This is a genomic window from Glaciibacter sp. 2TAF33 (assembly GCF_052114945.1).
GTDB lineage: Bacteria > Actinomycetota > Actinomycetes > Actinomycetales > Microbacteriaceae > Cryobacterium.
This window is the reverse complement of record NZ_JBFRFS010000014.1, coordinates 16458-29744: the sequence shown is the minus strand read 5'-3', so window position 1 is coordinate 29744 and position 13287 is coordinate 16458. Positions and strand designations below refer to the sequence as shown.

The 13287-nt window shown below is 65.2% G+C and carries 10 protein-coding genes; 9 read left to right on the top strand and 1 reads right to left on the bottom strand.

Annotated elements, in window-relative coordinates; translation table 11 throughout:
* The first annotated feature begins 898 nt into the window (after nucleotides 1-898).
* Together AB4Y94_RS15020 and AB4Y94_RS15015 are read left to right on the top strand one after the other, a co-directional pair.
* Nucleotides 899-2308 carry a polysaccharide biosynthesis tyrosine autokinase gene (locus AB4Y94_RS15020; RefSeq protein WP_441728734.1) on the top strand — a complete coding sequence of 470 codons (1410 nt, stop codon included), beginning with the start codon at nucleotides 899-901 and terminating at the stop codon, nucleotides 2306-2308.
* Nucleotides 2289-3452, top strand: coding sequence for a glycosyltransferase family 4 protein (locus AB4Y94_RS15015; RefSeq protein ID WP_441728733.1), 1164 nt, complete (start codon nucleotides 2289-2291; stop codon nucleotides 3450-3452). The genes AB4Y94_RS15020 and AB4Y94_RS15015 overlap by 20 nt, the downstream gene beginning before the upstream one ends.
* 44 nt (nucleotides 3453-3496) lie before the next feature.
* Here AB4Y94_RS15015 and AB4Y94_RS15010 read toward each other — a convergent pair whose 3' ends face one another.
* Nucleotides 3497-4180, bottom strand: coding sequence for a GntR family transcriptional regulator (locus tag AB4Y94_RS15010; protein ID WP_441728731.1), 684 nt, complete (start codon nucleotides 4178-4180; stop codon nucleotides 3497-3499).
* A gap of 162 nt (nucleotides 4181-4342) precedes the next feature.
* On the opposite strand from AB4Y94_RS15010, the gene AB4Y94_RS15005 reads away from it, so the two are divergent.
* The 7 genes from AB4Y94_RS15005 to AB4Y94_RS14975 all read left to right on the top strand — a co-directional run bounded on the left by AB4Y94_RS15005 (nucleotide 4343) and on the right by AB4Y94_RS14975 (nucleotide 12406).
* Nucleotides 4343-5854, top strand: coding sequence for an aldehyde dehydrogenase (locus tag AB4Y94_RS15005; RefSeq protein WP_441728728.1), 1512 nt, complete (start codon nucleotides 4343-4345; stop codon nucleotides 5852-5854).
* 80 nt (nucleotides 5855-5934) lie between these two features.
* Nucleotides 5935-7389, top strand: a complete 1455-nt coding sequence (locus tag AB4Y94_RS15000; RefSeq protein ID WP_441728727.1) for an FAD-binding protein — start codon at nucleotides 5935-5937, stop codon at nucleotides 7387-7389.
* A complete protein-coding gene (locus AB4Y94_RS14995; protein WP_441728726.1) occupies nucleotides 7386-8663 on the top strand; it encodes an MFS transporter in 1278 nt (425 codons plus the stop codon). Before AB4Y94_RS15000 ends, AB4Y94_RS14995 begins: the two co-directional genes overlap by 4 nt.
* Nucleotides 8664-8694: 31 nt before the next feature.
* Nucleotides 8695-9465 carry an SDR family NAD(P)-dependent oxidoreductase gene (locus AB4Y94_RS14990; RefSeq protein WP_441728725.1) on the top strand — a complete coding sequence of 257 codons (771 nt, stop codon included), beginning with the start codon at nucleotides 8695-8697 and terminating at the stop codon, nucleotides 9463-9465.
* Nucleotides 9466-9511: 46 nt separating this feature from the next.
* Nucleotides 9512-10132 carry a cysteine hydrolase family protein gene (locus tag AB4Y94_RS14985; protein WP_441728723.1) on the top strand — a complete coding sequence of 207 codons (621 nt, stop codon included), beginning with the start codon at nucleotides 9512-9514 and terminating at the stop codon, nucleotides 10130-10132.
* Nucleotides 10133-10324: 192 nt separating this feature from the next.
* Complete coding sequence (locus AB4Y94_RS14980; RefSeq protein WP_441728721.1) at nucleotides 10325-11749, top strand: polysaccharide biosynthesis tyrosine autokinase; 1425 nt, start codon at nucleotides 10325-10327, stop codon at nucleotides 11747-11749.
* 3 nt (nucleotides 11750-11752) lie between these two features.
* Nucleotides 11753-12406 carry an arsenate reductase/protein-tyrosine-phosphatase family protein gene (locus tag AB4Y94_RS14975; RefSeq protein WP_441728720.1) on the top strand — a complete coding sequence of 218 codons (654 nt, stop codon included), beginning with the start codon at nucleotides 11753-11755 and terminating at the stop codon, nucleotides 12404-12406.
* The last annotated feature ends 881 nt before the right edge of the window (nucleotides 12407-13287 follow it).

The following is a 13287-nucleotide window of genomic DNA, read 5'->3' as shown; positions in this document are numbered from 1 at the left end:
TGGCCAGCGTCGTCCTGGTGCTCTGAAAACTCCGCAGCGGCAGGTTGCTGATGTTCGGGCGCAGCGGCGACAGCAGCAGTCGCACCGGCAGCGCCGCGCTCGAGATGGCACGGTAGACGCCGAAGTTCGACAGGCTCATGAATCCGGAAACGATCAGTGGCGTGATGATCACGCTCGCGTCCAGGAGTGACGAATCCAGCCACAGCTGCCGAATGACTCTCCAATTGTGGGTGAGCCAGTGGGCGAGTGCGCGGGGAGCCAGCGGCGTGGCACGCCGGGACAGGAGCGCGGCTGTGCACTGCGCGAGCGCCCATGCGACAAGCACGGACTGGAACGAACCAGTCACCGCCGCCAGCGAGAAGAACGCACCGAGGAGCACGACGCAGCCGACGGCATCCGGCACGATCACGTGACGCCAGCTGAACTCTCGCGCGGAGTAGAACCGGGATCCGTTGCGATACACGCCGGCTCCGATGCCGACGGCGACGGCGACGGCGTCAACAACGGAGCGCGAGACGGCGAAGGCGCCGACGAAGGCGATCAACGACAGGGCGAGGCCCAGCCACATGAGGACGGAGGCGTAGGTTCGCCACGCGATGGTTCCGGGTTTGCTGCGCACCCACACGTCGATGACCAGGGAGTGCGACATCGACAATCCCAGGCCGAAGAACAAGTAGACGAACGAGAACAAGCCGAACTCGGCGGGCGCCAGGAAGGCCAATGCGATCAGCTGCACCGATACCGTGAAGACGGCATTGGTGAGGCTTCCCGCCACCAGGAATGTTCTCGTCACTTGGCTGTCCGACCTTCCGCGCCGTTCCCGGTACGTGTGCCACTATAGGCGGGTGGGAGTTCCCGCTACCAGCGGTTCCCTGTTGCGAACCACTCTGGAGGGCGCGTGGGGCTTCAAGACTTGATCAGGGTTGTGCATAAGAGCTGGATCCTGATAGTCGTGTGCACGCTGGTCGGTGCCGCTGGCGTTGCTGCATACTCCTTCGTGGTCACCCCGCAATACGTCGCGAACACGCGCCTGTACGTCTCGGTGCGTTCTGCCGCCGGTGCGGGAACCGGGGAACTCGCCCAGGGCACGAACTTCGCCCGGCAGGCGGTCAGCTCATACGTCGCGGTCATCGACAGCGCAATCGTGCTCGATCGGGTGGTCTCAGACCTCGGACTTGACATCACGGCGGCCGAGCTGGCCAAGTCCGTGGAGGCGTCCTCGCCCGCCGAAACAGTGTTGATCGACGTCGCGGTCGCAGGCAGCGATCCTCAGCTGGCCGCAGCGATCGCGAACTCCATCGGTCGAACGTTCAGCAACGCCGTCATCGACGAAATCGAAAAGCCCGCCGGGGTGAGCAATCCAGTCACGGTGACAACGATCCAACCGGCCCTGGTGCCCGAGACCCCGGCGAGTCCGAATGTGCCCCTGGGCATTGTTCTCGGCTTCATCGCCGGTCTCGCAATCGGCATCCTGCTCGCTGTGGTGCGCAACCTGCTCGACACCCGCATCCACAGCCTGCGCGATGTGGAGCTCGTCACCGACGCGCCGATGCTGGGCGCAATCACCTACGACCCCGAGACGCCGAAACGACCCCTCGTCGTGCGCTTCGACCCGAAGAACCCTCGAGCCGAGTCGTTTCGCAGCCTGCGCACGAACCTGCAGTTCATCAATGTGGAATCGGGGCCCCGCAGCTTCGTCGTGACGAGCGCAATCCCCGGCGAGGGGAAAAGCACGACGATTGCGAACCTGGCGATCGCAATGGCGGAGACCGGCGCACGGGTGGCTTTGGTCGACGGTGACCTGCGGCGCCCGCGGCTGGCAGAGTACATGGGGCTCGAGGCCGCAGCGGGGCTGACCGATGTCTTGATCGGGCGGGTTGAGCTTGCCGACATGCTTCAGCAGTGGGGCACCGGCGGCCTCTATGTGCTTCCGAGTGGTCGGATTCCTCCGAACCCGAGTGAGCTGCTCGGCTCCGTCGCCATGGCCAGAGTGCTGGCGACCCTGACCGCACAGTTCGACATCGTGCTGATCGACGCTCCGCCCCTGCTGGTGGTGACGGATGCCGCGGTGTTGAGCAAGTTGTCCGGCGGGGCGCTGATGGTGGTCGCCTCGGGCCGCACGAACCGACGCGAGCTGGCCGCTGCGGTGAGCGCGCTTGAGCGGGTGGGCAGTCAGATGGTGGGTGTGGTGATGTCGATGTTGCCGACACGGGGGCCGGACCTCCACGAGTATGGCCAGTACGTGTACGGCGCAACCCACGAGGACGAGAGTAACGTCAGGGCCACGCATGAGCCGCTCACGACTTGACGAACCCGCAGCCGGCTCGGTCGTGGAGCGAACAGAACTGACCAGTCCCATCCTCGTCATGCACTGGGGGCGATCAGGCGGCGGACCCCGCTTTGCGGTACGGATGGCGGAAGCACTCAGAGGCAAATGGCCGGGTGCGGTTTACGTCTCCCTCAACAGAGACGCTGAAATCCTGGGCCTCGACGACCTGCAACTGGCCAACACCCTGCCGGTGACCACGTATCGCACCGTTTGGGGCCTGGTGCTGTGTTCGCCGCGTCTCTGCCTCCTCGGCATGCGCATGCGACGCCTCCTCAAGCGCCGGGGTGTGACAACGGTCTACTCGGCGATGAGCTCGCTCTGGCAGACGGTCTGCACGTTCTTCTTCCTCCCCCGGAGCACCATGTTCGTGGCATCGATCCACGACGCGGCGGAGCATCCCGGGGAGCAGCATTGGGCGCTTCGGCTGTGCCGGAATCTCGAACTCCGTCGAGCGGATGTCGTCGTTGTGCACTCGGTCGCCACGAAGGATGCGCTCGAGCCGAGGCTTGCCCGTCGGAACACGCGGATCGTTGTGATCCCTCATGGGGCAGACGCCCCCACCGCTCAACCGAGGCGGCTCGATGGGCGGGGTGACACGCCCCTCAGGCTGGGTTTCGTGGGCAGGATCGTTGAGTACAAGGGTCTCGGCCTGTTCATCGACCTGATCCGTTCGCTCACGAGCGAAGGGATGAACGTGCGCGGCATCGTCGCCGGCCGCGGCGACGTGCCGGCGTCCGTCGTGGAGTCGACGAGCGCGATCATCGACTGGCGCATCGGGTGGATCCCCGAGTCCGGCCTTCCGCAGGTGATGGACGAGATCGACGTCCTGGTTCTTCCCTACCGTGAGGCAAGCCAATCAGGTGTTCACGGCCTGGCCCTCTCCGCCGGGGTTCCCACCGTCGCGACCCCGGTCGGTGGCCTGATCGAGCAGGTCGAAGACACGCAGAGCGGTGTGGTCGCGCACAGTGTGAGCGTCGAGGCCCTCGCCGACGCGGTGAGAACACTCGTCGAGCCGCACGCCTATGCGCTCGCCTCCGAACGATGCCTGCTGGCGGCGGGCGGCTCGAGTTCCTGGCGGCAGGCTGCTTCGCTTTTTGTCGCGGCACTGAAAGCGGATGCGTAGCTCCTGGCGCTGGATCGCGGAAGTGGCGATCGTGTGCTCGGCGATCACAGCGCTGCGAGAGTGGGTGCTTCCACGATGGGGTCCACGGGGGAGCTGAGCGCCGCCGCCGCCGCATGGCGAACGTGATCGCACCACAGGTCGGCAGCGCGGTCTGCGTCACGGCGTTCAATGGCCGCGATCACGCCGCGGATCTCGCCTGCGCTCTGGGCGGCACGGCCCGGATATGACAGCGAGCGAGCCCGCAGGCGGGTGAGCCGGGAGTACATCAATCGCGCCTGGTCGTGGAGGAAATCATTCTCCGCCCCATCGAAGAGATCCTCGTAGAACCGGGTCTTCCAGGTGTCGACGTCGTGCGCGTTTCCGCCGGAGACGGCTGCAGCCAACTCGTCGGCAACCACACGTAGTTCGATCACGGCGTCATCGCTTGCACGCTCCGTGAACCGCCTGACCGCGTAGCACTCCAGCGCCTCACGCGCCTCGTAGATCTGGCGTGCCTGGTCGTCGCTCATCACCGCGACGATCGGCCCCTTGTGCGGCCGAATCTCGAGAAACCCCTCTGCCTCCAGCTGCCGGTAACTCTCGCGGAGCGTGTTACGGGAGATGTCGAGCGCCTCGCAGAGTTCGCGTTCGACCAACCGCTGCCCGGGGGCCAGTTCGCCGCTCATGATCGACGCGCGAATCGCGTTCACGCTCTGCTCTCGCACCGCCAATGCCTTGATGGCTTTCACTTGGCCTCCCTTCACGTTGATCTCTGTGCCCAGCGTACCGCGAATCAGTCCCACTGTAGGTTTGGTGGATTGTAGGACGATCCGCTACATTGGCTAGCGGCTGCCCGCGAAAGCGCAAAACGACCCGCGGTTGCCCCAGCAATGACGCTCAAGGAGGACCTCGTGGACACATCGACTCTCGAAACTGCCGTGGCTGTGCGCAGCTACGGATACTTCATCGACAACCAGCACGTGCACCCCGATCACGATGACGTCATAGACGTGGTCAATCCCGCCACCGGGCGAGTGTGGGCTCGGGTCCCGAATGCGACAACCGCAGACGTCGATCGGGCCGTCGCGAGTTCGCGCGCGGCGTTCGACGGCGAATGGGGATCCTGGCGCCCCGCCGACCGGGCGAAGTTCCTGATCGCTTTCGGGCAGGCCATCGCCGACAATGCCGACGAGATTGCTCAGCTCCAGGTCGACGAGAACGGCAAGCTGATCCGCGAGATGGCCGGGCAGGCCAGGCTCATGCCCGAATACTTCAACTACTACGCGGGGCTGGCGCAGATGCCGCTCGGCAACACGAACCCCACCCACCTCAAGGACATGCTCAACTACACCGTGCGCGAACCGCTCGGCGTCGTGGCGGCGATCACCCCGTGGAACTCCCCGCTGTTGCTCCTGGCCTGGAAGCTGGGCCCTGCTCTGGCAGCGGGCAACACCGTCATCGCCAAGCCCTCGGAGATCACGCCCATCTCGACCATCCGGATCGCAGAATTGGCCAGGGACGCCGGGCTGCCCGCCGGCGTGTTCAATGTCATCACCGGCTTGGGCAATCCCGCGGGAACGGCTCTCACAACTCACCCGCAGGTCGACAAGGTCGCCTTCACCGGGTCCACTGCCACGGGGCAGGCCATCGCCTCCGCCGCGGGCAACACGTTGAAGAGCGTGTCACTGGAGCTCGGCGGCAAGTCCCCGAACGTCGTGTTCGAAGACGCGGATCTGGACAGTGCGCTCAACGGGCTGGTCGCGGGCATTTTCGGTGCCAGCGGGCAGACCTGCATGGCCGGCTCGCGCATCCTCGTGCAGAAGTCGATCTACGCGCGGGTGGTGGCAGAGCTGGCCGAGAGGGCCGACCGGATCAGGGTGGGCGACCCGCAGGATGAGACCACCGAAATGGGAACGATCGCCTCCCGCCCCCAATACGAGAAAGTCCTGCACTACATCGAGGTCGCCAGGGCGGAGGGCGCCCGTTTGGTCGCCGGAGGCGTCGCCACCACCGTGGATGGGCTGGAAAACGGCCTGTTCGTGCGGCCGACGGTCTTCGCGGACGTGTCGAACGACATGGCCATCGCCCGGGAGGAGGTCTTCGGCCCGATCGCCGCGATCATCCCGTTCGACGACGAAGACGATGCGGTGAGTATCGCCAACGACACCCAGTTCGGGCTCGCGGCCGGCGTCTGGACGAAGGACGTCCAACGTGCGCATCGCATGGCGTCCAAACTTCGGGCGGGCACCGTGTGGATCAACAACTACCGCAAGACCGGGTACTCGACGCCGTTCGGCGGATACAAGCAGAGCGGGGTCGGCCGCGAGAACGGCCCTGACGCTCTGCGCGAATACTCCGAGGAGAAGAGCATCTGGGTCGACATGGGGCAGGGCGTCAAGGACCCGTTCAACCCGCGCGCCTGACCGCGTCACCGCACCGCAGCACCAGCGCACACGGGTGAGAGCCGCCCACATCGCACGCCCGAATCACAAAGGAGTGGAACATGAAGCAACAGTTTGAGGAGCAATTCGACGTCATCGTCGTCGGCGCAGGAGCAGCAGGACTCTCCGCGGCGCTCTCCGCGATCCAGGAGGCAGAACGAACAGGCCGCCCGGAACCGAGGGTCGCCGTTCTCGAACGCTCGACGAAAGACATCCGCGGAGGCAACACACGCTGGTCCGGCGCCTACCTGCGGCTGGAGAGCCCGACGTCGCCGGTGCCGAACCTGGTCGAATACGGCGTCGAGTCGTCGAATAGCTACGCCGACCGAACCTATTACGAAGTACTCGCCCATGAAGTCCCGGCCGCCTTCACCTGGCTGCTCGAGCAAGGCGTGAAACTGGCCCAGCTTCCCACCATCTTCCTGACCGCCTCGTCGACGCGCTTTCAGCCCGTCGGCGGCGGAATCCAGATCGTAGAACCGTTGTTCGAGGTGCTGGAGCGCACCTCGGCGTCCATCTTTTATGAGACGACGGCCCGCAACCTCATCACCGACGTCGACGGCGCCATCATCGGCCTCAACGTCTTGGACTCCGACGGGCGGTCCCACGCTTACGGCACGTCGAACGTGATCCTGGCGTGCGGTGGATTCCAGGGCGACGAGGAACTCATGACCCGGTACGTAGGGCGAAACGCGTACCGCATCCCCCCGATCTCCCGCGGCGGACAGAACAACCGGGGCGACGGACTCCGGATGGCGCTGGAGGTTGGTGCCGGCACCGCTGGACAGTTCGACCTGTTCCACGCCGAGCCCAAGGACCCGCGGAGCTCAGTGGCGGAGGCCGTCGTCATGACCTTCCCGTACGGCATCATCGTGAACACGTCAGGGAAACGCTTCATCGACGAGGGCGCCAAAACCGTCGACCTCACCTATGAGCGCCTGGCCCGCCAGATCGCCCAGGAGGACGACAGCATCGCGTACGCCGTCTTCGACCAGAAGGTGAAGGGAATCCCCGGCTACGAACACGCGATCGGAACCGACGTCGAGCCATACTCGGCCGACACCATCGAGGAACTCGAGGCTCTCCTCTCGCTCCCGGCCGGCTCGCTCGTGCAGACGGTCGCCGATTTCAACAACGCGTGCCTCCTCGACCAGGAAGGGTTCGACTCGAAGGGCCTCGACGGTCTCGCTGCCCAGCCCGACAGCCAGCCGGCAAAGAGCAATTGGGCCCGTCCGCTGGTCGACGGACCCTTCTTCGCCTACCCGCAGATCTGCGCCAACGTCTTCACCTTCGGGGGAGTGAAAACCGACACCGCCGCACGGGTCGTGACCTCCGACGGGCACGTGATCCCCGGCCTGTACGGGGCCGGAGAAATGACCGGTCTCTATTACGAGGCGTACGCAGGGTCGACATCCGTCATGAGGTCCATCACGTTCGGCCGCATGGCCGGACGCAACGCAGTGAATGACACGTCCCGCACCACCACCATCAACCAGAACGAAGAGGTTCACGTATGAGCACTGTCACAGCACCTGTTGGCACGAAGATCAGATTGGACAAGGCCCAGCGCGGAGCCTTCCTCGGCGCATTCATCGGCTGGGTCTTCGACTATTACGAAGTATTCCTGATGACGATGCTGGTCATCCCGATCGCGATCGAATTCCATCTCAGCACCGTGCAGGTGGGCTTCCTCTTCTCGATCCAGCTCCTGTTCCTGGCCATCGGCGGTGTGTTCTTCGGCTACCTGGCCGACAAGATCGGCCGCAAGAAGGTCTTGATGGTGACCATCCTCATCTTCTCCCTCGGCACCCTTGCTCGCGGGTTGGCCCCGAACTACGAAGTCCTGCTGGTTCTCACCGCGCTCGCGGCTACAGGTATCGGCGGCGAGTACGGCGTCGGCCAGACGCTCGTCTCCGAGACGGCGCCGGCGAAACGCCGGGGTTGGTACAGCGGACTGCTCTATGGCGGCATTTACGTTGGCATCCTGGCCGGCGCGCTGGTCGGCGGTTACGTCGCACCCGCCATCGGCTGGCGCTGGACGTTCGTGCTTTCCGGCCTGCCGGTGCTCTTCGCACTCTGGGTTCGTCGCAGCACGCCGGAGTCCGAGATCTGGCTCAACCGGGACAAGAACGCCAAGGCCACCCGGGCTCGGGTGAAGATCACCGGACACATTGTGCGCGTGTGGCTGCTCTGCTTCCTCGCCGCGGCCCTGCAGTTCTTCGCCTACTACGGACTGGCCTCGTTCCTGCCGACCTACCTGGTGAAGAACGGGTCTTCCGTGGCCGGCGCATCCACCTGGCTCATCTTCACCGCGGTCGCCGGAGCCATCGGCTGCTACGGCGGAGCGCTGCTCAGCGACCGCATCGGCCGCCGCGCCACCCTGAGCATCCTGGCCGGCACGGCGTGCATCGGCGGCCTCATCCTTGCCATCTCCTGGGCGCACCTGCTGGAGGGAACGTGGATCCTCATCCCGTTCTTCATCCTCTTCGCCGGCTCCAATGGAGCTGCCGTGTTCGGCGCGCTGTTCACCGAATTGTTCCCCTCTGAGATTCGCGCCACCGCGGTCTCCTCGGCGCTGCAGGTCGGCCGGGGAATGTCGTTCTTCCCGCCCCTGATCGCCGCCGCGCTGCTGCCGGTGTTCGGCTACCAGCCGATCATCTTCCTGAGCGCCGGACTGTTCGGTGTGCTGGCACTGGTCGCCTGGGCGTTCAAGGAGACCCGCGGATCGTCGCTCGGGGCCTCCGGCTCGCCGGCGAGCATCATCGACTCCGAGTCCGTCGGAGCACGATGAACGACTCAGTCGTCAACCCTGTACACGCGGCATGAGCAACCTGTTCAGCCTTGACGGCAAGATCGCTCTTGTCGTGGGCGCGGCAGAAGGAGGGCTCGGAGGGCGCATCGCACGTGCGCTCTCCGAGCAGGGCGCCACTGTCTCGCTCGCCGACCAGCCAGAGCGCGCGGCCGACCTTGAACGCACGAAAGAGAAGTGCGGCCCCGCCACGACCACGAACTTCTGCGACGTCACCGACGAACAGCAGGTCACCAGCCTCTTCGACGCGGTGATCCGCGACCACGCGCGGGTGGACATCCTGGTGAATGCCGCCGGCGTCATGCTGCGGAAGGCCTACAACGAAACGTCGCTCGAGGAATTCGAGCGGGTCATCGGGGTGAACCTCACCGGCACTTGGCTGCTCAACCGTGAGGCGGGCAAACGGATGACCGCACAAGCGTCGGGCAAGATCGTCAACCTCTCCACGGTCTACGCCGAACGCGTCGGGCCGGTGCCCGAGTCGGCGTACTACGCGTCAAAGGCGGGGATCGCCAATGTCACCCGGTCACTGGCTTCGGAGCTCGGTCGCCATGGAATCACGGTCAACTGCGTCGCGCCCGGGGTGTTCTACCCGACCCAGATGACGGCCGGGCTCGCCAACGACCCCGACCAACTCGACTGGTTCGCCCAGCGCACCATGCTCGGCCGCCTGGGCGACCCGGACCGCGACATCGCCGGGCCGGTCGTGCTGCTCGCATCCGCTGCATCTGACTACATGACCGGCCAGGTCGTCTATGTCGACGGCGGCTGGTCGGCCTGGTGACCCCCATCCACGTACGACACCACTCACTGAAACGGAAAGCTGAACGATGACTACACCTCCCCGCACCGCACTGCTGATGCTCGACTACCAGGTCGCACTCGTCGACCAGGGGCCACTCGGACGGGCCGCCGCGCTCGCCGCCCAGGTCGCGGAACGCGGCGTGATCGACAAGGCGCAGGCGGTTCTTGCCGCCGCGCGAGAGTCGGGCGCGTTCATCGTGCACGTGCGACTCGCCTTCGATGAGACCTATCTGCTGCGCACCAACCGCTTGGCGCGGTTTGACGGCTACCCGAACTCCCGCGCGATGCTGCGGGATTCCCCGGAAGCCGCGATCGTGGCCGAGCTCGCGCCCCTCGCCGGCGAGCCTGTGTTCGACAAGGCCTGTGTCGACCCGTTCGTCGGCTCGCCACTGCTGCACGTGCTGCACGCCGAGGGAATCCGCGACGTCATCATCGGTGGAGTCGCCACCAGTATCGTTGTCGAGTCGACGGCCCGGCACGGCTCAGACGCCGGCTTGCAGGTCACGGTCGTCGAAGACATGTGTGCCTCGTTCTCCGAGGCGGCGCACGCCGCGTCCATGGCCATCATGCCCATGTTCGGAACGGTGGCCTCGTCGTCGCAGGTCATCGAGCGCCTCACGGGGACTTCGTTGACGGCCGCAGCCTAAGCAAAACCGATGGAGTCGAGAGGGGCCAGGCGACTATCCGCCTGGCCCCTCGGGGCACCCGCTCTGTCACGCGCACTGGGTGAAGGCATGTGGTGCGTTACGCAGAGCCCGGCGTGAATTGTGTGGCAACATAACATGGGGGCACCAGCACACGGCACGGCCTCGTACCTATATATAGAGGAAGGCCGCTGAGTGGAACTTCGCGACTACATTCGCATCCTGCGCAAGAGCTGGGTGCTGATCCTCGTGCTCGCGCTCGTTGGAATCGGCGCCGCCGCCACCTTCTCTATCCTGCAGACGCCCAAGTACAGCGCCACCGCCAAGGTCTTCGTCTCCACGCAGTCCAGCGGTACAACGTCAGAACTCCAGCAGGGCGCCAGCTTCACGGTGCAGCGGGTAAAGACATACTCAGACCTGGTGACCACCAGCGTCGTGCTGTTGCCCGTCATCGCCTCGTTGGATCTCGGCATCCCCACTGATGACCTCGCGAAGCACGTGACCGCATCCGCTCCGCTCGACACTTCGATCATCGACATCACCGTCATCGACACGGATCCGGTCACCGCCGCCAAGATAGCGAACGCTACGGCAACAAGCCTCACCGCTGTCGTGGAGGACTTCGAGACTTCGCAGGCATCAGACTCGGTGTCGCCCGTCAAACTCACGCGTGCCCAGGAAGCCTCAGTGCCGTCCGTGCCGGTCAGCCCCAACGTGCCGCTTAACATCGCGCTCGGCGCGCTGATCGGTCTCGCGCTCGGTGTCGGAATCGCAGTTCTCCGCGAGACGCTCGAGACCCGCATTCGCAACGAACACGACGTGGAACAGATCACCGACGTGGCGATCCTCGGTGGCATCGTATTCGACCCCAAGGCGCAGGAGCGGCCGCTCATCGTGCACGTCGACCCGCGCAGCCCGCGCGCGGAGTCGTTCCGCACCCTGCGCACGAACCTGCAGTACCTCGACGTGGGTCGAGTCGACCGCAGCTTCGTGATCACCTCGTCCATCGAGAGCGAAGGAAAGAGCACCACCGGCGCGAACCTGGCCATCGCACTCGCCGACACCGGCGTGCGTGTGTTGCTGGTCGACGCGGACCTTCGCCGCCCCAAGATCGCGGACTACATGGGCCTCGAGGGCGCAGTCGGTCTCACCGACGTGCTGATCGGTCGCGCCGAACTCAAGGACGTCATCCAGCCGTGGGGCAGAAACAAGCTCTACGTCCTTCCTGCCGGCCACGTACCGCCGAACCCGAGCGAACTCCTGGGCTCCGCTCGGATGGAGCACTACATCGCGGAGTTCAACAAAGCCTTCGATGTCGTGATCTTCGACGCGCCGCCGCTGTTGCCCGTGACGGATGCTGCCATTCTCGCCAAGAGTGTCGGTGGCGCGATCATCATCGTCGCTGCAGGGCGCACGCAGAAGAACCAGCTCACGGGTGCGATTTCGGCGCTCAACAACGTGGGCGCCCCTGTCTCCGGCCTTGTACTCACGATGCTCCCCACCAAGGGTCCGGACGCGTACGGTTATGGCCGGTACGGCTACGGCTATGGGTACGGTTATGGCGACGAGGTGGCTATCGTCGATGAGACGACCACTCGTCGTGAGCGGCTGAAGAAGTAGCCGATGGGTGAACCGTCCGAGTCTGAGCCTGGTTCGTTGGTCGAGCCGGTCGAGACCAAGCCCTTCACGGTCCTCGTCGTCTGCACTGGCAACATCTGCCGCTCCCCGTTGGCCGAGCAGCTGATTCGGGCCCGTTTCGCTGCCGCCGGTATCCCGGCCGTCGTCCACAGCGCCGGAACCGGGGCTCTCGTGGGATACGAGATGACGCCCGAGGCTGCCTCACTCTCCCAGCGCTATGGCGGTGACCCTGCCGGCCACGCCGCTCGGCAGATCACTGCCGACCTCATCAACGGCGCCGATCTCATCCTCACAGCGACCCGCCAGCACCGCGCGGACACCGTTTCCATTGTTCCGCGCGCTTTGCGCCGCACCTTCACCCTCAACCAGTTCGCACGCCTCATTGACGCCGTCGACCCTGCCTGGCCCAATGCGGTCGAGCCTGTCGCGGTGGTCGAGCTTGTCGAGACCCTCCGCAACTTCACCGCCGAGATCGCCGCCACCCGCGGTTATGCCCCGCCGCCGGTGCATGCCGACGACGACGACATCATCGACCCCTACCGTCAGTCGCAAGCGATCTACGAGCAAGCGGGACACGCAATAGACGACGCGGTGACAACGGTTACCACCGGCTTCGCCCGAGCGATTCGGAGAGCCTAAACATGACAACTCGTCGGCCGCCCCGCTATGTTCCCAAGGACACATCCCGTCGCCGTCTCTGGATCTACGTCGCCGTCGGCGCGTTCATCTTTGCCGACATCCTCCTTATAGTCTGGGCCCTTGGCGCCGCTCGCAGTAACGCCGATGCCGCCGAGCCGCGACCCTTCTCTCCAGTCGTCGAACCAGCGGTGGTCGAGCCTGTCGAGACCACGTTCCCTACCGCTACTCCGAAACCAACGCCCGTCGACACACAGGTCGTGCCCGTCCCAGCGACCCGTATCCTCGCTGCACTTGACGCCAACACCGCTTGGCGCGCTACCACCGGAGCCTGCCCCGAAGCCACAGCTTCACCCGAACTCACCACGGACGGCGGCGCCACGTGGAAGTCCACGAATGCCACCGGGCCGGCCAAGGTCACCGCGCTGCAGCGCATCATGGTCACAAGCGAAAAAGTGGCCTCCATGGTGGGTCTTGCGCAAGCCAATTGCGCCCCGCAGTTCGTAAAGACGTTCATCGCCGGCGACAACTATGCGTCCTACCCCAAGGAACTCGACAGCGCCTGGTACGTTGACCCGGCAGATCGCGCTCGCGTGCACAGTCCAACAGGGGACCACGCGGCGCCATGTGACGCTGTTGTAGCACTGGCGCCCCGAGACTCTAAGTCCGCCGCCGTCCTCTGCGCCAATGGTCAGGGATACACGACAGCGGATACCGCCAGCTCCTGGTCAGGGCCCGCAACAATTCCCGGCGCCATCGCCCTAGCGGCCGTTGACACCGGATACTTCGCGGCTTCGGCCGGCCGCGCAGATTGCGCTGGGGTGCAGATTCTTTCGCTCACGAACGAGCTAGCCTCGACTCCAATTGGGTGCTACCCGTTGGTC